Here is a 25,105-nt window from a genome sequence, read left to right as displayed (position 1 = left end):
AATAATTTCAGTCTTGCCTAACCTCCCTCACCCCAACCCCTCTCCCGCTTGCGGGAGAGGGGCTTTAACACCTTGATCCCTACGACGACTTCCTCACTCTCAAATACCATTCACACAGCAATCTAACCTGTTTCGCGGTGTAGCCTTTTGCCACCATGCGGTTGACGAATTCTTGGTGTTTGTTGGCGTCGTCGCTGCTGGCTTTGGCATTGAATGAAATGACTGGTAATAACTCTTCCGTATTCGAGAACATTTTTTTCTCAATGACGGTACGCAGTTTTTCATAGCTGGTCCAGGTTGGATTTTTGCCGCCGTTTTGTGCTCTTGCGCGTAGGACGAAATTGACGATCTCATTGCGGAAGTCTTTGGGATTTGAGATGCCCGCAGGTTTTTCAATTTTTTCCAATTCACTATTCAAGGCTTCGCGGTCAAAGCTTTCGCCAGTGTCGGGGTCACGGAATTCTTGGTCTTGTATCCAGAAATCGGCGAAGATGACATAGCGATCAAAAATATTCTGTCCGTATTCAGAATAGCTTTCTAGATACGCGGTTTGGATTTCTTTGCCGATGAACTCAGCGTAGCGTGCGGCTAAATATTCTTTGATGTACGACAGATATTTTTGTTCTAGTTCAGGGGCAAATTGCTCGCGTTCGATCTGTTGTTCTAACACATAGAGTAGGTGCACAGGATTGGCGGCGACTTCGGTGTTATCAAAGTTAAAGACTTTGGACAAAATTTTGAAAGCGAAGCGGGTGGAGATGCCGCTCATGCCTTCATCCACACCCGCATAGTCAACATATTCTTGGCGTGATTTGGCTTTAGGATCGGTGTCTTTCAGATTCTCACCGTCGTACACCAACATTTTGCTAAAGATGCTGGAGTTTTCTGGCTCAACTAGTCGCGACAAGATCGCGAACTGCGCCATCATTTTAAAAGTGCCCGGTGCGCACGGTGCTTTCGCCAGAGAAGAGCCTTGTATCAGCTTTTCATAAATCTTAATTTCGTCCGAGACGCGTAAGCAGTAAGGCACTTTGACGATATAAATACGATCTAAGAAGGCTTCATTGTTCTTATTGTTCTTGAAGGTTTTCCATTCAGATTCATTTGAGTGCGCGAGGATAATGCCTTCAAATGGTATCGCGCCAAAACCTTCCGTGCCTTTGAAATTACCCTCTTGCGTTGCGGTCAGTAAGGGATGCAACACTTTGATTGGCGCTTTAAACATTTCGACAAATTCCATCAAACCTTGATTCGCCAAGCAGAGACCACCAGAGTAGCTGTACGCATCGGGATCATCTTGTGCATAGTCTTCGAGTTTGCGGATATCGACCTTGCCGACCAAGGAAGAAATATCTTGATTGTTTTCATCACCTGGTTCTGTTTTGGAAACGGCGATTTGTTTTAATACCGAAGGATAACGACGTACGACGCGGAACTGATTGATGTCGCCGCCAAATTCATGCAGGCGTTTGACCGCCCAAGGGCTAGGAATAGTTCTCAGATAACGGCGGGGGATGCCAAAGTCTTCTTCTAAAATGGCGCCGTCTTCCTCTTCATTAAATAAGCCGAGTGGCGATTCGTTCACCGGTGAACCTTTGATGCAATAAAAGGGAATTTTTTCCATCAAATATTTGAGGCGCTCTGCAATCGATGATTTGCCGCCGCCGACCGGGCCGAGCAAATACAAGACTTGCTTACGCTCTTCCAAACCTTGTGCCGCATGGCGGAAATAGGCAACGACTTGTTCTATCACTTCTTCCATTCCATAAAACTCGCGGAATGCGGGATAAATTTTGATGACTTTGTTTGAGAAAATACGTGAACGGCGTGCATCGTTACGCGTGTCTACAATTTCGGGTTCACCGATGGCGGCAAGCATACGCTCTGGGGCGCTGGCGTAGGCGAGGGGATTCTTTTTGCAGAGATCGAGAAACTCTTGCAGTGAATATTCCTCTTCGCGGGTTTTTTCATAGCGGGCCGCATAATTGTCAAAAATATTCATGTTGATCTCCTTTAAACTTGCGCATTTCAAGATGAACCAGCGTAATTCCGACAGGGTGAAATCAAGAGGCTAAATTTAGTGTAGGCGAAAAATAAAAATCTGCAGGCAAAATTTTGTGACATCTAAGCGCAAAATAAGAACGGAAAATGACCTCATATTTCATGCTTGCTTATGCCAACTTAGTCCTCACTTAGATGGAACTTAGGATACTTAAACGAGTCTGACCTACAAATCGTTACAAAAAATTGCCAAAAATCTAGTCAAAACGATGGAAGAATAATGGGGGTGTGCTGTGCATTCATCTAACAAGTGATATGCTGCGAGTGCAAATGTCGTAGCTGAGCTTTGATAGGGAGATTTTATTAAAGTCGACTTATGCCGACTCAGCTAGCGAAACGTGATGGTGATGTTGGACTATGAATTCTCATCACAGTAATCGTAAAATGTGAATAAAGATATTCGTATTTTGCCAATGGAAATTATTGATTTGTATTGAATTTTATAGACACAATCTATGCAAGTGGTGTAGCCGGTGCAAGATGTGTAATCGTGTGTGATAAATACGAATCATTGGAGAATGAAGATGAAAAAAACTTTTATCGGGATGATGGTCGCTATAGCGCTCTCCACCCATTTTGCACTGGCAGATTCTAGTTCTGCCCTAGACAATAAGACCGTCAGTGCCGCCAATCAGGCAGCCGCCCCCCTCAGTTTTCAACCTCAAGCACAACAAATTCAAGCCGCCAATATGGCCGCAGAATTCTTGACCCGTTTTCATTACAAAGCGACACCGCTGGATGATGCGATGTCTGAAAAGATTTTTGATCGCTATTTAAAGTCTTTGGATGCGGATAAGATTTTTTTCCTGCAATCAGATGTGGATCAATTCAATGATGCACGTAATAAGCTCGATGATGCGATTTTGTCGCAAGATTTGAGTACGCCTTTTGCGATGTTTAATCTCTACCATCAGCGTTTTAAAGAGCGTCTGACTTATGCTCGTGAATTATTAAACAGCGATTTTGATTTTTCCCAAAAAGAAGCGTATCGCTACCAACGTGAAAAAGAACCTTGGCCACAAAACATCGACCAGATGCGTGACCTGTGGCGTCAGCGTGTTAAGAATGATTGGTTACGTCTAAAACTGGCAGGTAAAGAGCCAGCGGCGATTAAGGCCACTTTAGATAAGCGCTACGAATCGACTTTGACGCGCATGAACAAATTAAAGAGCGAAGATGTGTTCCAGCTCTTTATGAATGCGTATGCCATGTCAGTCGAGCCGCATACCAATTATCTCGGCCCTAAGGCAGCAGAGGATTTCGATATCCAAATGCGTTTATCGATGACGGGCATAGGTGCAACTTTACAAGACCGTGATGAGATGGCGACCATCCGTGAGATGGTGCCTGGCAGTCCAGCCGCTTTATCCGGTAAATTGAAAGTCGGTGATCGTATTGTCGGTGTCGGCCAAGGAGCTGATAGCACACCAGTCGATGTGATGGGCTGGCGTCTCGATGACGTGGTAAAACTGATTCGCGGCCCGAAAGACACGACCGTATTGCTGGACGTGTTGCCAGCTGATGCCGGTCCTGATGGCGCGCACAAAACCGTTTTATTAGTGCGGAATAAAATTACACTAGAACAGCAAGCCGCTAAAAAAACGATACAAGAGGTGAAAACCGCTGAAGGTACGCGTCGTATTGGCGTGATCGCTTTGCCGACTTTCTATCAAGATTTTGATGCCCGTCGTCGTGGCGATAAAGATTTTAAGAGCGCTACCCGCGATGTAGCAAAACTGTTGGCAGAATTGAAGAAAGAAAAAGTCGATAGCGTGCTCATCGATTTGCGTGATAACGGCGGTGGCTCTTTGAATGAAGCGGTGGAGTTGACCAGCTTGTTCATAGGTAAAGGCCCAGTCGTACAGCAACGTAATTCTCGCGGCGAAGTGCATGTCGAGAGCGATAGCGCTGGTGTACTTGCTTGGAATGGCCCTATGGGCGTGTTGATCAATCGTGGCTCGGCGTCAGCTTCAGAGATTTTTGCGGCGGCGATTCAAGATTATGGTCGTGGCTTGATCATCGGTGAAACCAGCTTTGGTAAAGGTACCGTGCAAACGGTGATCAGTCTGGATCAAATGGCGCGTAGTGCGAAACCGCAATACGGTGATTTGAAGATGACGATTGCCCAGTTTTTCCGTGTGAACGGTGGTACTACGCAACTGCGTGGCGTAACACCCGATATCGCTTATCCTAGTTTTGTGGATGCCGATAGTTATGGCGAATCGAGCTACGACAATGCCTTGCCTTGGGTGCAGATTAAACCGGCAAATTATCATACCGTCGGTAATTTGAAAGATGTGCAAGCCATGCTGCAAATGCGTCATGAAATGCGTATTGCTAAAGACAAAGAATTCCAATTCATCAATGAAGATATTGCGGAATTTAAAAAGCAAAAAGAGAAAAAAGACATTTCTTTGAATGAAGAAGAGCGTCGTATTGAACGTGATACACGTGAAAAGAAAATTAAAGAACGTGAAGCCATTCGCGCTACTTTAGATTCCAAAGGCAAACCTGCCGAGAAAAAAGATGCGGTAGCAAAAGTCTCGACGCAAGACGATGGCTTGCAAGGCAATGAACGTAGTTTGGCTTCAGAATTGGCTGCGGAAAAAGCGAATAAAGAAGCAAAAGATGTATTCCTGATCGAAGCGGCGAATATTTTGAGTGATGAAATTGAGTTGCTGAAATCGAATAAGCGTTTGGCGGATAAAACGACAGTGAAAAATAACACTAAGCAAAAAGAGGCTAATTAGTTTTAGTTTGAATTAATTTGTTGTTGTCGTCCGTATTAAGGTGACTCAAAGTAACTCAAAGCAATTTTGATTGGTAATTGGTAGTAAAAAAAGAAGACGCTTGATTGATGCGCCGAACAGCCTTAAAGGCTAAATAAGTGACAGCAATCAAGCGTTTTCATTTATGTGAGTTGATCGTCTCAATGAAGAAAATTATTTGTATTGCCGCTTTGCTCGCGAGCAGTGTCAGCATGCTAGCCTCGATGAATGCCGCCGCCCAAGTTGTGCCCGATACTTTGGCGCAGCGTGTCAAAGCCTGCGTGGCATGTCATGGTCAAGAAGGGCGAGCGACCACCGACGGTTTTTATCCGCGCATTGCGGGCAAGCCTGAAGGCTATTTGTACAATCAACTGCGCAACTTTCGGGATGGTAAGCGTACTTATCCGATGATGACTTATATGGTGGCGCATTTGACTGATAGTTATTTACAGGAAATCGCTAGTTACTTTTCTTCACTCAATCCTCCCTATGCCGCACCACAAGCTAGCATTGCTGACGCGTCCATGTTGGAGCGTGGGCGAGTTTTGGTGAAGCTGGGCGATGTCGGCAAAAAAATTCCCGCTTGCGTAGCCTGTCATTCTGAAAAGATGACAGGGGTTGCGCCCTTTATTCCTGGACTACTAGGCTTGCCGCGTGATTATTTGGTGGCGCAACTTGGCGCTTGGAAAACGGGCAGTCGTCATGCTCACGCGCCAGACTGTATGCAAAGCGTTGCAAAACAATTGAGTGCAGATGACATTGCCGCCGTATCTGCTTGGCTAGCATCGCAAACTATGCCTGCTGATACCAAAGCCGTGCGTCAGTCTGACATTGCCGGATTCAAATTACCTATCGCCTGTGGGAGTGTCCTGCCATGATCTCACGCGTGTGGAAAATAGTATTGACTCTGCTGTTATTACTGCTTTTGTCCCTATTGGCTTTGGGCTGGTATGGATATGCATTAGGCGATAGCTACGCTAGCGCTGCCTTGACTGTGTCCAGTCAAGATTCAAAAACACAAAATGGCACTAAGTCAGCACCGACAACGGTGTTGGAACGAGGCGCCTATCTGGTGCGCATTGGTGACTGTATGGCTTGTCATACCGCGCGTGGTGGCGCGGCTTTTGCAGGTGGTCGTGTCATGCAATCCGAATTTGGACAGTTTGTGACGCCGAATATCACTTCCGATAAAAAGACGGGCATAGGTGACTGGAGCGCAGAAGATTTTTGGAATGCGCTGCATAACGGTAAAGCCAAAGATGGACGTTTGTTGTATCCCTCTTTTCCATTTGTGAATTACACCCATGTCTCGCGTGAAGATGCGGATGCCATGTACGCGTATCTACAATCGCAGCCCGCGGTAGTGCAAGAAAATGCGGCGCATAGCTTGGCTTTTCCGTATAACCAAAGAGCCGCGCTGTCTCTGTGGCGTGCCCTGTATTTCAAACCTGGCGCTTTAGATTATCAATCACAGCAAAGTGCGGATTGGAATCGTGGCGCATATTTGGTGCGCGGATTGGCACATTGTAGTGCTTGTCACAGTACGCGCAATAGTTTGGGAGCGAATCAGGGAAGTGCTGATTTTTCCGGCGGTGAGATGGCGCAGATTCATTGGTATGCGCCTTCGTTACAGTCAGCGAATGAATTGAATTTGCCCAATTGGAGCGAAGCAGAACTGACACAGCTGCTGGTGCGCGGTAATAATTTGAAATCCAGTGTGGCAGGCCCTATGGCTGAAGTGGTTCAGCAGAGTTTGCAACATCTGAGCGATACCGATGCGCGATCGATTGCGACGTATTTGCGCGCGCTGCCACAGCAACAACAAAGTGCCCCTGATCTATTAGATCGTGCGATTGCTAGACCAACTGTCAGTAAAGAGCAGATGTTGCAAATCATGGAGCGCGGCGAGAAAATTTATAAAGCACAATGTCTCGATTGTCACGGCAAAGGCGGCGAGGGTGTGCCGGGCGTTTATCCTGCTTTAAAGGGCAACGCCACGCTTCAGATCGCCTCAGTTAGTAACCCTATTCGTTTGATACTTTCAGGTGGGTTTGTACCCGCAACCAAACTAAACCCCAGACCTTATAGCATGCCACCGTTCGCGCCAGTGTTAGACGATGGCGAGGTCGCGACTGTCCTGACTTATATCCGCAACGCCTGGGGCAATAAAGGGGAAGTCGTGAGTCCAAGTGAGGTAAATCCTTATCGCACCGCCGCTTTAGATCAGTGATCCATGGATCATTTGATGTTGTAATTTAGGGATGTCATTAAATAAAATTCTTAAATGTGGAACTTTATTAATCGACAAGGTTCGAAGAGACCTTGTGAGCTTTCATAAACACAATGAATGGATGTTATAAGTGCATGCAAATAAGTAGATTTAAATAAGTATAAGTAAAATAAACATTAATGAGGAAAAGTATGAAACGTAATTTGATTTCGCTAGCAGTGTTGACACTCTTTGCAGGTACGAGCTTGCCAGTTTTTGCTGGGATGACTGAGTTCGCTGAAAAAAATAGTGCGGCGACACCGGGCAAAATGGCTGCAAAATCTGCCAAACCTGCTCCAGCGATTGATTTTAATAAAGTCACTTCGCAATTGCCTCGCGGTGTTCGCCCTTTGCACTACGATATTTCCGTAACACCTAATGCCAGCGATGCCAAGTTCACAGGCAAGGCGAGTATCAAAATTGAAGTCAGTCAGGTGAGCTCTACAATTACCTTGCATGCGCTGGATATGAGTTTTAAGAACGTCAGCCTGAAAGATAGTAAAGGTCATCCGGTTGGCACGGAAGCCAAGGTAACGATAGACGAAAAAAATCAAACTGCCACTTTTAGTTTTGGCAAAGACATTGCCAAGGGCAGCTATACCTTGAGCATGGATTATGATGGTTTGATCGGCACCCAAGCGACGGGTTTATTCTCGCTCGACTATGATGTAGAAGCAGGTAAGAAACGTGCTTTGTTCACTCAATTTGAAAACTCCGATGCGCGTCGTTTTATGCCTTCATGGGATGAGCCTGTTTTCAAAGCCACCTTCAATCTGGATGTCACTATCCCTAGCGAACATTTAGCCGTCAGTAATATGCCTGTCCAGGATAAAAAAGACTTGGGTAATGGCAAAACTTGGGTCAAGTTTGCCACTTCACCCAAGATGTCCACTTATCTTTTATTTTTAAGTGTAGGCGATTTTGAGCGCACGACAGTGCAAGCCGAAGGTGTGGAAATCGGCGTAGTGGCTAAGCGTGGCAGTGTCGAGCAAGCGCGTTATGCTTTGGAAGAATCAGCCAAAGTTTTGAAAGAATTTAACGATTATTTTGGTGTGCGTTATCCTCTGCCTAAACTCGACAATGTAGCTGCACCAGGACAAAGCCAATTCTTCAGTGCAATGGAAAATTGGGGCGCGATTTTTACGTTTGAATATTCCCTTTTGCTTGATCCAAAATTCTCCACTCAAGGCGACAAGGAACGTGTCTTCGTCACCGCTGCCCACGAAACTGCGCACCAATGGTTTGGTGATTTGGTCACGATGGCATGGTGGGATGACCTGTGGTTGAACGAAGGTTTTGCATCGTGGATGGAAAATCGCGCGATGTCCAAGTTGCATCCAGAATGGTTGCCAGAATTTAATGCGATTGGCGTGCGTGAAGCGGCGATGTCGCCGGATTCTATGAAGAGCTCACATCCTATCGTGCAACGTATAGAAACGGTAGAGCAAGCCAGTCAGGCTTTCGATACGATCACTTACCAAAAAGGTGAAGCCGTTATTCGTATGTTAGAAAATTATGTCGGTTCCGACGCTTGGCGTGACGGCGTTCGTGCCTACATGAAAAAGCATGCTTACAGCAATACGGTGACCAATGACTTTTTTGATTCTATAGAAAAAGCCGCCAAAAAACCGATCAAATCTATCGCCAAAGATTTTACCCAACAACCCGGCGTACCTTTGATCCGCGTGGAAGATATTAGCTGCAAAGACGGTAAAACGCTGATTAATTTAAAACAAGGTGAGTTCTCTCGTGATGAGCCAAATCGTGCGGCACGTGCATGGCAAGTGCCAGTTGTCGCGCAAATTGCAGGTACCAGAGTTGTGGGCAGAACGCTGGTGACTGGCGGCAAAGGGACATTAACGTTGCCAGCCTGTGGCACAGTGGTGGTCAATGCGGGACAAAATGGTTACTACCGTACTTTGTATGGCGATAAAGTTTTCCCACAATTGGCGAGTCAATTTTCTCAGATCTCTGCGATTGATCAAGTCGGTATTTTGTCTGACAGCTATGCGATGGCGATTGCCGGTCAACAGACCGTTGCAGATTTTTTGAATCTGGCGAAGAGCACACCTGACGATGCAACACCGCACGTGTGGAGTACGATTGCCAGCCGCATTTCTGGATTTATTGCTTTCGTTAAAGACGATGCTGAACGTAAAGCAAAATTCCAAGCCATTGCACGCGCTAAGTTGAAACCGTACATGGATCGTCTGGGCTGGGACGCCAAACCGGGTGAAGCGGAATACTTAGCCAACTTCCGTTCTGAGATTATTGGCGTGATGAGCGGTTTAGAAGACGCAGCAACTTTGGCTGAAGCGCAGCGCCGTTTTAAATTAATAGACAGTGATCCAAAAGCCGTACCACCTGCGTTGCGTCGTTTGATCTTGTCGATAGTCGCGCGCAATGCGGATGAGGCAACATGGAATGATCTGCGTCAACGCGCGCAAAAAGAAAAATCAGCCATGATCAAGGATAGTCTCTATGGTTTATTGGCGATTGCAAAAGACAAGAAACTAGCACAGCGAGCCTTGGATTTAGCCTTGACCGATGAGCCTGGTTTAACCACCAGCGCTAGTATGATACGTAGCGTCGCTGGCGAAAATCCAGAGATGGCGTTTGACTTTGCGCTTGCGAACTTAGAAGCGGTGAATAAGCGTGTCGATGCGACTTCACGTAGTCGTTTCTTCCCTGGCTTAATCGCGTCTTCAAGCGATCTCAAATTGGTCGATAAACTCAATGCATTTGCAGAAAAGAATATTGATGCCAGTGCTCGCGGCGAAGTTGACCGTGTCGCAGGCAGCATAAAAAATCGCATCCGCATCGCCAACGAAAGAGCACCTGCTGTTAAAGCTTGGTTAGATGGTCAGCCCTAAGTAAGTTTAGAATGTAAAATTGTAGGGCGGGTGAAACCCGCGCCGCTCAGGTGCTCGATGTGCTGGCGGCGCGAGTTTCACCCACCCTACGAAAATGATGTCTTAAAACTTGCAGTAGTAATTCAATTAAAATCAACACCCCTCAACGCTGAGGCGCAGAGACGCAGAGACGCAGAGGAGCGTAGTGACGGCTACAGATGGGCCTTTGCTTCCTGTCTTTTCGTTTTTTTGGCGTCGAGTGGTTTGTTTTTCAACTTAGTGACAGTGCATTTCGTTCACGCTAGCTGAATCCCACTCATCCTTGACCCTTCTACTACGGAAGTCTCGATTGACATTCACGTGCGTTTTCGCACATGCATGTTCGATCTAGCACGAACTAACTTCAATCATTCGTCCTCCGATTTTCCAAGTCTTTGATTTTAAAAGATTTCCACCAATTCCTGAATTGGCACACTGTTTGCTGTATTCCTTGCAGGTAGTTTTTGCAACCTAGGTAAATCATAGCGAAATAGGAAAATGGACCATAACATTAGTCAAGATATTTTGCGTGCTCGTCAGCGTAAGCGTTGGATTATAGGCTTCATCGTCCTCATATCTATTTGTGGACTGGCGTGGGCGCTCAATCGTGTGGTGAGCCAGTCGGTGTCTTTGAGTGAGCTACGTGTATCAGAAGTGCGAGTAGGGCACATCGATAATACGATCAATGCCTCTGGCATTGTGGTGCCGGTGCGCGAGGAACAAATCTCCAGCCCAAATCAAACGCGGGTGATAAAAGTCATTGCCAAAGCCGGGCAAATCGTCAAGGAGGGTGAGCTGCTGATGGTCTTAGATGACAAGACCATACGCGTGGCGATTGATAATTTGCGTGAGCAAATTTCTCAGCAGAGTTTGCGAGTGCAAAGTCTTAGTTTGGAATTGGATGCGCAATTAAAGAAAATTGCCAGCGAAATTGAGTTGTTAGAACTCGATCTACAGAGTAATCGTGTCAAGTTGACGCGCTTTCAAAAGTTGGGCGCAACGGGCATCACTTCTCAAGTCGATGTACAGGCCGCCGAACTCACGGTGAAGCGTAACGAAGTGCAGTTACGCCAGCACAAAGAATCCTTATTTGACCTACGCAAAAGCACTAATAGCAATATCGAAAGTGCTAAATTGCAGCGCTCCATCTTTCAAAAACAAATGGAGCTACAACAAAGCCTATTGGCACAAACACAGGTCACAGCGCCCTTTGATGGACTGCTGACATGGGCGATGACGGATGAAGGTGCGAGTGTGAATACGGGACAATTGATCGCTAAGGTGTCCGAGTTGAATAATTTTCGGGTGGAGGCGAGCGTATCAGATTTTTATGCGCGTTATCTGAGTCCAGGACAAGCTGTGCGGGTCGAATACAGCGGACAGACCTTAAAAGGGCAGGTGCAAATGGTATTGCCCGAGATACAAAATGGCACGATAAAACTCTTGGTTAGTTTGGAGCAAGCCAATCATCCCGCATTGCGCCATAAATTACGCGTTGAAACGAATATCATTACCGATCAAAAAGACCAAACCATGATGGTCGATATTGGTCCAGCAATCAATGGCAAAGGACGACAAGAGGTATTCGTGATCGAGAATGGTAAAGCGGTCAAGCGTAGTGTCGAATTTGGCTTGAATGATGGCAAACATGCGGAAGTTGTAGCAAGTTCGGCGATACGAGTTGGTGACAAAATTATCGTATCCGATGTCAGCAAGTTCAAGCATCTCGATAGCTTTCGACTCAACTAAATCTAGGCTGTAATACTGCAAAAAGGAGAAAACATGATTCAATTTGAAAATGTCAGCAAGACCTATCAGACCGACAAAGTGGAGACGATTGCTCTACGTGATATAAATCTCCTCATCAATAAAGCTGAATTCGTTTCCATTATGGGACCGAGCGGTTGTGGTAAGAGCACTTTGCTCAACCTCTTGGGCCTGCTTGATCGTCCGGGTGAAGGGAAGGTCAAAATCGCTGGCGAGGAATTGCATCAATGGGGTGATAAAGCCTTGGCAAAAATGCGCAATAAGACCTTTGGCTTTATTTTTCAGAGCTTCCATTTGATCAATGATTTGCGCGTGATCGATAATGTTGAACTGCCGCTTTTGTACCGTAAGACCAATGCAAAGCAAAGGCGTGAACTAGCGGAACAAGCGCTAGCCAGCGTGGGCCTCAGTGCTCGCATGGATCATTATCCAAATCAACTCTCAGGTGGTCAACAACAACGCGTTGCCATTGCTCGTGCCATGGTCGGCCAACCTGAAATCTTACTCGCCGATGAGCCGACCGGTAACCTCGATAGCCACATGGGATCTGAGGTGATGGATATCCTACTCAAACTGAATCAGCAAGGGACCACCGTGGTGATGGTGACGCATGATGAACGCCATGCCAAACAAAGTGGTCGCATCATTCGCGTGTTCGATGGCCAATTGGTTACTTAGGAATCGCGATGTTGAAAAACTATTTAATGATGGCTTTGAGTGTGTACCGAAAACGCAAAGTGTTCACGTTTATTAACTTGATGTGTATCGTCTTGACTTTGGTGGTGTTGTTGGTTGTGACTGCTATCATGGAACACAGCTTTGCCCCGTCAGGCGTCGATGTGAATCGTGATCGTATTGTTCAGGTTGATCGATTTATTAAGTCTAGCGAAATGAAGTCCGGCAGTAGTATGGTGATGATGAGTGGTTTGGGTTACAAACTGATTGATCAATATCTTAAGCCGATTAAGTCAGCTGAAAAGGTAAGTGCTGTTACACGTTCATTTCCTGTGGCGGTGTATCAAGACGAACGTGTTGAAAAATTGACGATGGTGTTTACCGATGCTGTGTTTTGGGAAATCTATCGATATCAGTTAAAGGAAGGAAATTTCTTTAGTCGAGGCGATGTTGATCAAGGGCGTTTCCACATTATCTTGAACACCATGATTGCGCAGAGATTATTTGGTGATCAAGCTGCTGTAGGAAAGAAATTAAATGTACGCGGTCATCAATATGAGGTCACCGCAGTGGTGGATGATGGTCGCGGCAGTGGCGGAGAAGCAAAGATGTGGGCACCGCTGACAACGATGCCAAGCGGAATTTACTCGGAAAGCTTGATAGGTGATTTTTACGCGGTATTGATGGCAAAAACCACTGCAGATGTTTCCGTTTTAAAGAAAGAAATTTCAGAGATCGGCAAAACCATTAAGGACACCGATCCGGCGAAGTGGCCGACAACCATGCTGATTGCAAATACCCAATTTGATAGTTTTGCGCGTGGTTTTTCTAATAATATCCGGCAGGAAGACTCGGGGGCAGAACGGGTGTTTGGGTCGATACTTGTAATGATGTTTATGTTCATGCTGCTACCCGCACTGAATCTGGTGAATTTGAATTTGGGACGGATGATGGAGCGTAGCGCGGAGATTGGTGTTCGTAAGGCTTTTGGCGCTTCACGACTTGAGCTGTTGAGCCAGTTTTTGGTTGAAAACATCGTGCTGTCCTTGATCGGATGTTTGATCTCGTTTGCATTCACCCAGGGATTTTTAGTGTGGTTGAATCATATTGGATTGATGCCTGACCTAAAGCTTGGCATTAATTTTCCGGTATTCGGATACGGCGTTTTGGTCACGATCGTCTTTGGTATTGTTTCTGGTGTGATTCCAGCATGGCGCATGGCAAGACTCGATCCCGTATTTGCATTGAAAGGAAATGCGTAATGTTTAATCATTTGTGGAAAATTTTATGGAAGCGCAAACTTAAAAATGCCATGATTAGCGCAGAGATCTTATTGATATTTGTGGTGATATTTGGCGTCGTCGTTGGCTTTACTTATAACTATCGGCTGTATAACCGCCCTTTGGGCTTCGATATCGATCATCGCTGGCGTGTGAGTTTGGAGGCTAATTCAAAGATTCTCGATACGCCACAACCACAGTTAGTCGATCAATTTCGACGTGCAATTGCAGCCTTGCCTGAGGTGACTTCCGTGAGTTTCATTGAAATTGAGCCGTATAGTAATTCCGGTTTTGGCGGTGACTTTCGACGCATTGATCAAGATCAGAAAATTGAGACCTATTCACTGTCGGCCGATGATATGGCGGCAAAGACTTTAGCAATATCTCAGATTGCTGGACGTTGGTTTTCTGCGCAAGACGAAGCAAGCGGCGAAATTCCCATCGTCATCAACCGTAAATTGGCACAGAATCTGTTTAAACAGGAAGATCCTTTAGGAAAGATGATTGCTAACACAGATCTCGCTGACAAAGAAAATGCGACATATCGGGTTGTAGGCGTGATAGAAAATTATCGGTACTTTGGCGAGTTTATGAGTCAAGAGAACATCGCGATTTTCCGTCATTCAGCATTCAAGAGTGCACCGCTCAGTAACATCGTGATTCAATTGCAGCCCGGAACGCCGCGTAATTTTGAAATTAAACTTTATCAACAATTGCGGCTAGTGCGCAATGATATTGAGTACACGATTACTCCATTGATCGAAGAGCGTGACCAAATGCTGCGACAAAAGGCGATGTTCTTTGTCCCGCCAGTGTTAATCGCCGTCTTCTTACTCATCATGGTGTGCTTCGGCCTGTTCGGTGTGCTCTGGCAAAACGTCAACAGCCGCATCCCCGAACTCGGCTTGCGTCGCGCAATCGGCGCGAGTAGTGCGCAAATTTACGGTCAGATTGTGACGGAACAGCTGTTGTTGAGCAGTTTCGCTATGGCGGTCGGAATGCTGTTTCTGATACAGTTACCATTTACTGGCATATTTGCCAAGTTTATGGACTGGAATAGTTTTTTTCTGTCGACAGGACTTGCGATGGCGATTATTTACTTGGTATCGATTGTTTGCGCCTTGTACCCCGCTTGGATGGCAAGCCGTATGAACCCGACCGATGCCTTGCATTACGAATAGCATTTTTTATTGAAAGAGGCGAAGTAATTGTCTTCACACACCATACTCATTGTTGATGACGACGAGTCAGTTCAAGTTTCGTTGGCATTGCTGTTGAAGCAGCATGGTTATGCCACCAAAACTTGTGATGAGCCTGCCAAAGCCTTGGCTTTGTTAGAGCAACAGGCAATTAGCTTGGTTTTGCTCGACATGAATTTTTCGCTGGAGACCAGTGGTGAAGAGGGCTTGGCCTTGATGGCGGAAATTCATCGCCGATATCCTCAAATGCCGGCGCTTTTGATGACCGCTTGGGGATCGATCTCACTGGCGGTTAAAGGCGTCAAAGCAGGTGCAGCAGATTTCTTTACCAAGCCTTGGGATAACGCGAATCTCATGCAACTGATACAAACGACCTTGTCGCTCAGTGCAGATGTGCCAATAAGATGTTTAAGCCGGCAGCAACTCGATAGTGACTATGATTTCGCTGAGATCGTCGGCGAGCATCCTGAATTATTGAAAGTCTTGGCGACCATTGCTCGTGTTGCAAAAACCAGCGCCTCAATTTTGATTTTGGGCGAGAGTGGCACTGGCAAAGAATTGGTGGCCGATGCAATACACCGCAATAGCTCCAGACAACATAAAGAAGCGGTCAAAGTCAATATGGGTGCGATCACCTCGTCTTTGTTTGAGAGTGAGATGTTTGGGCATGTGCGTGGTGCCTTCACCGATGCCAAAACAGATCGCAAAGGCCATTTTGCGACTGCGCATATGGGAACTCTATTTCTCGATGAAGTCGGTGAATTACATCGTGCCGATCAAGTGAAATTGTTACGGGTGTTGCAGAGCCAGACTTATCAAGTGCTGGGATCGAGTAAAACTGAAAAAGTCGATGTGCGGATTATTTCTGCGACCAATCGCGAGTTGGCCGAGCAAGTGGCGAGCGGCGATTTTCGGGAAGATTTATTCTATCGCTTGAATCTCATTACCTTGCGTTTGCCGCCCTTGCGTGAGCGTCGTAGTGATATTCCTCTGTTGGCACGTAGACTAAGCGAAAAATTATGTGCCAGCTATGGCATGTCGCCTGTGCAGCTTTCCGCTACGGCTTTGGATTGGCTTAGTCAACAACACTGGCCTGGCAATATTCGCCAATTAAAACAGAGCTTGGAAAGAACTCTGCTATTAGTCGGCAAGCCTGTTTTAGAAAAAGCAGATTTCATGTCGGTAGAAGAAAGTAGCCTTACCCAAGAGTGTCGTGAGACATCGATGTTTTCTGGGCTGACGCTCGATCAAGTGGAAAAATTGATGATAGAAAAAGCGATGCAAGAGCACGACGGAAAATTGTCGCGTGTAGCGAGCACTTTAGGCCTAAGCCGCTTCGCTCTATATCGACGTTTGGAAAAATACGCGATCGCGACCACCGAATCAGAAGCCTAGTCTGAGGCCAAAAAATGAGTTTGCAACGACGATTATTTGTCTATCTGATGCTACTGCATGTGATGTTTTTTGGCGTCGCACTGATTTTTTTTCACGAGCGGCCGCTGCTTGTTGTAGCGATTGAATTGGCATTGTTGGGCAGCTATGGGATCGGACATATCGCACTACGCCGGGCATTATTGCCACTTGAATTCTCTCGTCAGTTTCAGGATTTATTGCAAGATGAAAATTACGCTGCGCGCATGAAAGTGAGTACTAATCGCGATGCCAATGAACTGGTCATCTTGTTCAATCGCATGCTCGATGCCTTATACCAAGAACGGTTACGGCTGGGTGAACAACGAGGGTTTTTGGATCAATTGCTAGAAGCGACACCCAGCGCCGTGATTGTGTTCGATTTTGATGCCAATATCAGTCTTTGCAATGCTTATGCTCACGAGGTATTTGGCGCAGCATTGCAGATGGGAAAACCACTTTCTCAAATTGCAGACACAGGTTTGCATCGTGATTTTTTACATGAATTGATGGCGCTATCAGTTGGCGAGAGCAAAGTCCTTAGCGATGAAAATGGGCGGCGTTTCCGTTGTCAACGTAGTCAATTTGTTGATCGTGGATTTAGCCGTGATTTTTTAATGATCGATGAGATTACGGACGAGTTAGCAAGTTCAGAAAAAGAGACTTACGAAAAAGTGGTGAGAGTTTTGGCGCACGAGGTAAATAATACGGTGGCGGCGACCGGCTCGGTGATGGACTCATTATTATTCTATCGTGCCCAATTGACGCAAGAAGATGCTCAGGATTTCTCCACTGCCATCGTTGCAGTGCAAAAGCGCAATACCAATTTGGCGCAGTTCATCGAACGCTTTACGCAGGTGGTGAAGATGCCGGAACCGTATCTTGAATGCTGCGATTTGAGCGAGATGCTTGAGTCTGCTTCGGTCTTATATCGCCAGCATTGTACAGAGCACGCTATCCAATTTGGTTGGGGACAACGAGAACCTGTTCCTGCACTTGCTTTAGATCGCCATTTGTTCGAACAGGCTTTGATGAATATCGTGAAAAATGCGATAGAAGCCGTTGAGACAGCCCAGGCGAAGAAGGTGAGCGCTCCGCATTTTGTGCGCATAGATTTAGGCCAAGATCCAACAACTGGATTGGTGAAATTGTCGATTATTGACTCCGGTAAAGGCTTGCAGAAAATCGCCACCTCGCAGCTGTTTACGCCTTTTTTTACGACGAAAAAAGGAGGGCAAGGTATCGGTCTGATGTTTGTACGTGAAGTCTTAAACCGCCATGGTTTTTCACATCGATTGGCAGAGAATGCCGAAGGACAGACACAATTCGATATCTTACTGCGTATTCAAAGCGTAGGCTAAATGGGAGCGGTAACGATAGGAGCACGACATTGGTCAAACTTGACTTTCGATTTTCAGCCTTAATTGCAGGTAAATCGCATGCATCGATGCAAATTACACTCAATTACAAATCGCAGGTTTGTCTATGCAGAGTGATTGATTCATCATGTCTAGGTGCGGTAACGTCAACGAAAATCGCCATTTCTATCTAAACTGATCTTTGAATTTCGAAAACATACCTGTTCTAAATTCACACCGTTTTTTACGGCTTTCATCTGCCGATTTCGGCCTTGGTCGGAATTCGCAAGCGTCTCTTCCTTCTCCGGCTTATTCTCCTTCTCAACTGATCGACAGCTTAAATCGCTTTGCTGATCGATTGGCGTTGCGTAGATTCACTATTTTTTTAATTCAGAATTTTTAGGAGAGTTGTCATGAGTTTTATTCGAATTGGTTTCCCAAGTTTACAGCAATTTTGCGTCAATGCCTTAGTTGCCGTAAGTTTGTTAGTCGGCGGTGTGGCGCATGCCGAAGGTGGCCCTGCAACGGCGCAGGATGGTGAGCGGGTGATCAAGCTTGCCGCAGCCGCGGATAAAGATCCTTTAGCAGTAATGAGCTCTGCAGAAGGGCGTTGGTTTCAGAAGTGGGCAGACGATGTGTCCGACTATCAATTTGGTCCAGATAAGGGAGTGTTTTGGTTCCATAACGGTGTGGCTAAAGGCGATTTAATGCGCGTATTGCGCTTTCATCATACGGTGACGACGGCAGCTTTTCAGTGGCAGAAAAAAATCAAAGATCCGAGACTGAATCCAGCCGACGACGACGCGAAAACTTTGGCTGGAGTAGAGGGCTTGTTACGTGCCTATGAGGTTTTGGTGGCGAAAAATCCTGAAAATCGTGTGGCCAAAATTGATGATTTGATTGCGATTCGTAACAAAGGCGGATTGGCTGATTTTGTAAAGGCTATGCCGCCTATGCCTAGCCGTTAATTCTATTCTAAAAAATTTGTAGGACGGGTGAAACCCGCGCTGCTCAGGCGTTCGACGGGCTGGCTGTGAGGGATTCAACTTTCCTACCATTTTTAGTATCTACCATCACGCGAGAACCAAATGAGAGCTTCTTTTTCACATCAATTCAGACTTGCCATCCTTGCTTTGAGCGTTAGTGCTCTACCGTGTAACTTCACCTATGCGCAAAGCCAAGTTGCGAACCTCACACAAAATGCTAGCGCTAGTGTTTCAGAAAACTTGCACGCTGAAATTGTAAAAAATAATCAGTTAATGTTGAATCTTGAAGAAATGTGCGACGGCATAGGGCCGCGTTTGACGGGGTCTTCGCAATTACGTCAAGCGCAACAATGGGCGATGGAAAAACTCAAAGCATATGGTGCTGTGAATGTGCATGAGGAGTCCTACGAGTTAGGCAAAGCATGGACACGTGGAGCGACCAAGGTGCGATTGTTAAATGCGAATGGCATGGTGTTAGACGTTCAACAGCAGGCTTGGAGCGAAAGTAGTCCACGCAAAATGTCCGCCGAAGTGGTCGTGATGAATGCGAAGACTTTAGATGAATTCAAGCAAATAGCACCGCGTTTACAGGGGAAAATTGTGTTGGCTTTATCAACGCCAAAAGCGACAGCAGCACAAGAAAAAAACCTCAAACAGTATTCGGATGAATTGAATCAAGTGATACAAGCAGCGAATTTTGCAGCGATACTTTTTGTCTCTGGCCGTGAGGGAAATCTGCAAGACATGCATGGCAGTCCAACAGCTCGCTATAAAAAGAATGCAGCGATTATCACCAAAGAACATGCAAATTTATTGCAGCGCTTAATTGCGCGTGGCATTACACCCAAACTAGAGTTTGAATTCGGTGGACACTTGAGTAAAGAATCAGTGAAAGCGTATAACGTGGTTGCTGATTTTCCGGGTACCGAATTGGCCGATGAAATAGTGGTGCTCGGTGCGCATCAAGATTCATGGGATTTAGGGACGGGTGCCACCGATAATGGTGTCGGTACCGTCGTAACGATGGAAGTATTACGTGCTATGCATGCTTTGCAACTCAAACCCAAACGAACTTTGCGCGTGGTCTTATTTTCGGGGGAGGAGCAAGGACTGTTGGGGAGCAAAGCCTATTTGAAAGCACACGCCGCAGATCAAGCAAAAATACAGGCGATGCTGACACAAGATGCAGGTGGTGGGCGTATTACCGGTTTTTTAGATATGAAAGTGGATGAGTGGTTTACTGCCTTAAACGACGCGAAAGAACAAGCCCAAGAATTGAGCAATCTTGATATCGTGTATGCAGCCGGTGGTGGCTCTGATCATCAAGCTTTTTTTGAACAAGGCATTCCCGCATTCGCACCTATTCAAGACCCACTCGATTATCGTTCGCATACTTGGCATAGTCAGGTCGATACGGTCGATCACGTCAATAAAGATAATTTAATTCAAAATGCGCAGGTCATGGCCGTGATGACTTGGGCGATGTTGAATGGAAAAAAATTGCCCCATCAGGCACCTCAGGCAGCTCAGGTAGTGCGGTAGTTGAGTTTTTCTACTTTTAGTCATTTGGTGAGTTGTTTGATTTAGCCACAAATTTTTGAGGAGAATTGAACATAAGTATCTTCAAGAAGGTAATTGCATTTATTAAAATTTTTGTAGAAAAAAATTTCTAGACAAAAGTTTCTACAGCATTTATAGTGCCTCCACTATCGAACTGTATCGACCCCTAATGCTAGAAATACTGAATCCATGACGAAAATTTCTATTCCTAAACCGACCGCATCTGAGTTGAATCTGCTAAAGCTGCTGTGGCAGCACGGCCCAATGAATTCCAAGCAAATGCATGAATGCATACAGCGTGAACGTCCCGACCTTGCTTATGCGACGGTGTTGCGTCATCTGCAAATCATGCATAGCAAAGGCATATTGACACGAGATGAAAGCCAGCGTCCGCATTTATATGCACCTTCACAGGCACAGGATTCTCTGCAAACCAATCTACTCAAGGACATGATACAAAAAGTCTTTGCTGGCTCCGGTAAGGCCTTGGTGTTAGCTGCGTTGCGTGGTCATGTGACTGAAGCCGAACGTGAAGAAATCGAGCAAATTTTGCAGGATGAAAAGAAATCATGATGACTGCTCACCCATCCACTTACTCAACCACCCACGCATTCAGCCACTCACTCAATTACTCACTTGCGGATTTACTAGGTTGGCCGCTATTGAATTTTGTTTGGCAAGGTGCCTTGATCGCTAGTGTTTGCGCCATCTTGCTGGCTGTTAGTCGTAATGCGCGACCACAATGGCGTTATCTGTTGGCCTGTAGTTCGATGTTGTTATGCTTGCTGTGGCCAGCCTTGGGAGTGTTCAAGCAATGGCAGGAGCCACAGGCGATCAGTTTGCAGAGCGCGATTCAAATCGCGAATCAGTTGGGCGCATCCTTGAACCCTATCTGGGTTGAGCAAAGCCTATGGGCTGAGCGGATCGAGGCTTGGCTACCACTCATCGTCAGCATTTGGAGTGTGGGTGTACTCTTGATGTTGCTGCGTTTAGCACTGGGTCTGCTGTGGGTGTATCGATTGGGGCAACACGGTGACGATATGGGCGTGCTGGTGCAACAATGGCAGACCCGCACTAATCAAATGGCTTACCAGTTAGCGATTCGTCGCACCGTGCATTTGAAATTTCAAAAAGACCTGTTAAGTCCTGTAACTTACGGCTGTGTGAGGCCTGTCATCGTGATGCCAGTGTCATTGTTGACGGGGATGTCGCCAGATATGATAGAGGCACTGCTGGCGCATGAATTAGCGCATATTAAACGCTGGGATTTTGCAGTCAATTTTTTACAAAATGTAGTCTTGTCACTGCTGTTTTATCATCCAGCGGTATGGTGGATCTCGAAACGTATAGAAGCGGAAAGAGAACTGATTGCCGACGATATGGCAGCATCCATGCTAGGTCAGAGTAAGCCTTTGGCCCGTGCTTTACAGGCGCTGGATAAATTACAAACGGCCAGTTTTACGCAGACTGCCATGGCGGCTAATGGTGGTGATTTACTGTCACGTATCAAACGTTTAGTGCGCCCCGATGCCCAGCCTTGGCATTGGAAAATGGCAGCGCCAGTGCTCGGTGTCGTCCTAGCTTTATTTTGGGTGTTGCAAGCCCAAGTGAATGCTGCGTCTGATGGATATTCACCATCCGCCTTACCATCTGCTATACCATCTACCACCCAAGCCAAGCAAACGACACAGCAAGCGAACCAACAAGCGATACAACTCAATGCCTACGTCAAAACGAGTTCAGAACACGTGCTAGTGATGGATGAGCAAAGCGGTAAAGTTCTGATCGAAAAAAATGCCGATAGCATGGTACCGATTGCCTCCTTAAGCAAACTGATGACGGCCATGCTCATACTTGACGCTAACTTGGATATGAATCAGGTCATCACGCTGGATAAGGAAGATATCGCTGGTTGGCAAACTACCCAGGTAAAGCTGGCAGCTGGTATGCGTTTGCCGCGACAAACGCTGTTAGAACTGAGTTTGATCCCATCGAGCAATACGGCTGCGCACGCTCTGGCACGAAGCTATCCCGGTGGTAAGGCGGCGTTTAGCGCTGCCTTACAAGAAAAAATTGCGAGCCTAGGTTTGTCAGCAACCCATTTGGAAGAAGCCACAGGCGTCTCACCCAATAACCGATCTAGCGCGCGCGATGTGGCGCAGCTAGTCAAACGTGCCGCGAGTTATCCGCAATTGCGTCAATTGACTAGCCGCAGTGACGGTCAGTATCGTTATGACGGAAAAGTGTACGACTATCAAAGTACCAATCCCTTGATAGCTAATAAAAACTGGGACATCAGTTTATCAAAAACGGGTTACTCCAAAATTGCGGGACGTTGTATTAGTATGCGCACCACCATTGCGGGCAGGCCGATTATCGTCGTTTTACTCAATGCAAAAAATAGCGATGTGCGTACGGATGATGTGATGCACATACGAAGCGCCTTGGAACGCGCCACATCGGGCTAAGGCTGCTCCTCTTACTCTCGTACTTTCAACCGTACTCTCACTGATGTGATCACCTTGTGCCTAGCTAGGCGCAAGGAGGGCGCACGTCTATTAACTTTGAATGAAAGAAAATATGATGCTTAATCAGCAGACCTCAACTCGTCTTCAACATTTATCTAGTCAACCAAGCTTGGTGCAGATACCCCAGCACAAGGACATGAAGAAGGCAATCATTGGCCTGAGTCTATTGAGTTTATGTTCTTATACTCACACCTACACTTACGCGCAAACGCAAGAGCGTCCCGTCAAGGAGAGCACAGCACCAGCGCCAGTCCGTGTCGAGATAAGCGCGAAGACGCAACCGAATCGCGACAGGCAGGACGATATAGGCATGCGCGTAGTCTATGGAAGTGAGGACATTCAAAAATATGGTGATACCAATATTAGTGAGGTCTTAAAGCGATTGCCTGGTATTAGTCTGAGTGAGAGTAAAGGCAAAGGAGTAGAGATTCGTATGCGCGGACTGGGGAATGGCTATACTCAGATATTATTGAATGGTCAGGCCACGCCAGTGGGCTTTTCTATTGATAGTATCGCGCCTGATTTGATCGATAGCATAGAAGTGATGCGAGTCGCTGGCGCGGATATGAGTGCACAAAGTATCGCTGGTACGATTAACATTGTGCTTAAGAAAAAAAGCACTCAACAACCCACTGAGATCAAAACCTCGCTGAGTCAGGAACGTGGCGCATTGTCTGGAAATCTAAGTTGGAGCATGGCAGATCAATTGCCAAGTCAAGTAGCGAATGTTTCGTTCGTGTTAGCTGGTACATTAGAAAGTAGCCGCAATGAAATTTACCAGCAACAAAATGAAGCTTATGCTACCCGATCCCAAGGGCAAGAAAGTTGGCAAGTCCAAACCGACAGAGTCTTGCAACAGAGTCAGCAAAATCGTCGTGATGTGGCTAGTTTCTCGCCACGTTTAAATTGGAAACTCGATTCGCAAAATAGCCTCAATTGGCAAGCTAGCCTCAATCTCAGTCGCCTTGGACAGCGTAAATTCGAAAACGAAAATTCCATCCTAGGTGCGAGCACCGAATTTCCTAATAATAGTAGCGTCTGGAATGCGCATGTCTTTAGCTCGCGTCAGGATGTAGGCTGGGAGCGTCGTTTAGCGGACAGTGCAAAGTTAACTATGAATCTCGCTTGGAATAGTTTTGACCGATCAGGACGATTTCAATTCTGGGGTAAAGATAGCGACCAGGCATTACGTGTCCATCGTTATGTGGCCGGTGATGCTGATGAAACTGAAACCCGTTTTCATGGAAAATATTTAGCACCGTACTCCACATCGCATGTCTTGAGTGCAGGTTGGGAGATGAGTCACGCATTACGTCATGAAAATCGCGAAGAACAAGAGCGCGCTTTTCCTTCCGGTATTTCGGATCATACCGCACATGATTATCAGGCCAATGTGCGTAAGCTGGCGGCTTATGTGCAGGATGAATGGACAATCAATACCGCATGGTCAAGTTATCTCGGTTTGCGAATGGAAAATATTCGTAGTGGCAGCAAAGAGCAGGGTGCTTTCGATGTGCGAAACAGTTCCAGTCTGGTGAGTCCAATATTGCAAAGTGTCTTGAGACTTGATCCTCATAGACAATGGCGTATGGCCTTGAATCGTAGCTTTAAACTTCCCGCTGTCGCCAGCTTGGTGCCACGTTTGCTAAGGATAGATAACAACAATACGCCACTTAATCCTGATATGCAGGGCAATCCTGATCTGCGTCCTGAGCGCTCATGGGGCGTGGAGCTGGCCTATGAACATTATTTGAGTGATAGTAGTGTGATCAGTGCCAGCGCTTATTGGCGTCGTGTCGATGATGTCATCACCGAGCACTTATCCTTGAATGGGAATAGTTGGTTATCTAGTTTTATCAATCATGGACAGGCCAAACTGATGGGCTTGGAAATTGAAACGAAACTCAATTTAAAACAACTGTCAGCCAATCTGCCCGCGCTAGAACTACATGCCAATCTTAATCGTAATTGGTCTAAGTTAGCGCAAGTACCTGGACCGGATAATCGTTTGGCGCAACAGACAGGCTTACTCATCAGTATCGGTGGTGACTATCAATTGAATTCTGATGTACGCGTAGGTGCAGATTATAGTTTTCAGGCGGCTGATAACTTGCGAGAATCTGTGTATCTAAGTAGCCATGGTCAACCAAAACGACTACTAGATTGCTATGTAGCGTGGCAAATATCGCCGCAGCATCAGTTACGTTTCTCAGGTAGCAATCTGCTCCATCAAAATAGAGTAGAAACCGGCAACTACACCAACACGACCTCGCGCTGGAGTGAGCTGAGTCAACAACAGTCAGCCACTACTTGGCGCTTGGTGTGGGGTACGAAGTGGTGAGCTTGATCGCTT

At 46.3% G+C, this 25,105-nt stretch carries 16 protein-coding genes; 15 read left to right on the top strand and 1 reads right to left on the bottom strand.

Going from position 1 to position 25,105, the window contains the following annotated elements:
* Positions 1 to 79: 79 nt before the first annotated feature.
* Complete coding sequence (locus ACFFJH_RS16535) at positions 80 to 2,002, bottom strand: PrkA family serine protein kinase (RefSeq protein WP_390214046.1); 1,923 nt, start codon at positions 2,000 to 2,002, stop codon at positions 80 to 82.
* Positions 2,003 to 2,585: 583 nt separating this feature from the next.
* Between ACFFJH_RS16535 and ACFFJH_RS16530 the strand changes: the two genes are divergently transcribed.
* The 15 genes from ACFFJH_RS16530 (at position 2,586) to ACFFJH_RS16460 (ending at position 25,093) form a co-directional block, all read left to right on the top strand.
* Positions 2,586 to 4,811: a carboxy terminal-processing peptidase gene (locus tag ACFFJH_RS16530; protein WP_390214045.1), complete on the top strand. Its 2,226-nt coding sequence runs from the start codon at positions 2,586 to 2,588 to the stop codon at positions 4,809 to 4,811.
* 230 nt (positions 4,812 to 5,041) lie between these two features.
* A complete protein-coding gene (locus ACFFJH_RS16525) occupies positions 5,042 to 5,707 on the top strand; it encodes a c-type cytochrome (RefSeq protein WP_390214348.1) in 666 nt (221 codons plus the stop codon).
* Positions 5,704 to 7,059 (top strand): c-type cytochrome, encoded by a 1,356-nt coding sequence (locus ACFFJH_RS16520; protein ID WP_390214044.1) that lies wholly within the window; start codon positions 5,704 to 5,706, stop codon positions 7,057 to 7,059. The genes ACFFJH_RS16525 and ACFFJH_RS16520 overlap by 4 nt, the downstream gene beginning before the upstream one ends.
* A 191-nt stretch (positions 7,060 to 7,250) precedes the next feature.
* A complete protein-coding gene (locus ACFFJH_RS16515) occupies positions 7,251 to 9,971 on the top strand; it encodes a M1 family metallopeptidase (protein ID WP_390214043.1) in 2,721 nt (906 codons plus the stop codon).
* Between the two features lie 516 nt (positions 9,972 to 10,487).
* Positions 10,488 to 11,738: an efflux RND transporter periplasmic adaptor subunit gene (locus tag ACFFJH_RS16510; protein ID WP_390214042.1), complete on the top strand. Its 1,251-nt coding sequence runs from the start codon at positions 10,488 to 10,490 to the stop codon at positions 11,736 to 11,738.
* A 33-nt stretch (positions 11,739 to 11,771) separates the two neighbouring features.
* Complete coding sequence (locus tag ACFFJH_RS16505; protein ID WP_390214041.1) at positions 11,772 to 12,434, top strand: ABC transporter ATP-binding protein; 663 nt, start codon at positions 11,772 to 11,774, stop codon at positions 12,432 to 12,434.
* Positions 12,435 to 12,442: 8 nt separating this feature from the next.
* Positions 12,443 to 13,693, top strand: a complete 1,251-nt coding sequence (locus tag ACFFJH_RS16500) for an ABC transporter permease (RefSeq protein ID WP_390214040.1) — start codon at positions 12,443 to 12,445, stop codon at positions 13,691 to 13,693.
* Complete coding sequence (locus ACFFJH_RS16495) at positions 13,693 to 14,892, top strand: ABC transporter permease (protein WP_390214039.1); 1,200 nt, start codon at positions 13,693 to 13,695, stop codon at positions 14,890 to 14,892. The genes ACFFJH_RS16500 and ACFFJH_RS16495 overlap by 1 nt, the downstream gene beginning before the upstream one ends.
* A 27-nt stretch (positions 14,893 to 14,919) precedes the next feature.
* Positions 14,920 to 16,305: a sigma-54-dependent transcriptional regulator gene (locus ACFFJH_RS16490; RefSeq protein ID WP_390214038.1), complete on the top strand. Its 1,386-nt coding sequence runs from the start codon at positions 14,920 to 14,922 to the stop codon at positions 16,303 to 16,305.
* A gap of 14 nt (positions 16,306 to 16,319) precedes the next feature.
* A complete protein-coding gene (locus ACFFJH_RS16485; RefSeq protein WP_390214037.1) occupies positions 16,320 to 17,681 on the top strand; it encodes a sensor histidine kinase in 1,362 nt (453 codons plus the stop codon).
* Positions 17,682 to 18,091: 410 nt separating this feature from the next.
* Complete coding sequence (locus tag ACFFJH_RS16480; protein WP_390214036.1) at positions 18,092 to 18,646, top strand: hypothetical protein; 555 nt, start codon at positions 18,092 to 18,094, stop codon at positions 18,644 to 18,646.
* Between the two features lie 120 nt (positions 18,647 to 18,766).
* Positions 18,767 to 20,206 (top strand): M20/M25/M40 family metallo-hydrolase, encoded by a 1,440-nt coding sequence (locus tag ACFFJH_RS16475; protein ID WP_390214035.1) that lies wholly within the window; start codon positions 18,767 to 18,769, stop codon positions 20,204 to 20,206.
* A 207-nt stretch (positions 20,207 to 20,413) separates the two neighbouring features.
* Positions 20,414 to 20,797: a BlaI/MecI/CopY family transcriptional regulator gene (locus ACFFJH_RS16470; RefSeq protein ID WP_390214034.1), complete on the top strand. Its 384-nt coding sequence runs from the start codon at positions 20,414 to 20,416 to the stop codon at positions 20,795 to 20,797.
* The gene (locus ACFFJH_RS16465) at positions 20,794 to 22,692 is read left to right on the top strand and encodes a M56 family metallopeptidase (RefSeq protein ID WP_390214033.1); all 1,899 of its coding nucleotides are present in this window, start codon (positions 20,794 to 20,796) and stop codon (positions 22,690 to 22,692) included. The genes ACFFJH_RS16470 and ACFFJH_RS16465 overlap by 4 nt, the downstream gene beginning before the upstream one ends.
* A gap of 112 nt (positions 22,693 to 22,804) precedes the next feature.
* Complete coding sequence (locus ACFFJH_RS16460) at positions 22,805 to 25,093, top strand: TonB-dependent receptor plug domain-containing protein (RefSeq protein WP_390214032.1); 2,289 nt, start codon at positions 22,805 to 22,807, stop codon at positions 25,091 to 25,093.
* Positions 25,094 to 25,105: the final 12 nt, after the last annotated feature.

Source organism: Affinundibacterium danionis, assembly GCF_042432465.1.
GTDB classification, from domain to species: Bacteria; Pseudomonadota; Gammaproteobacteria; order Burkholderiales; family Burkholderiaceae_D; genus Undibacterium; species Undibacterium danionis.
The sequence above is the reverse complement of the archived record's forward strand: the minus strand, read 5'-3'. Positions and strand labels throughout refer to the sequence as shown.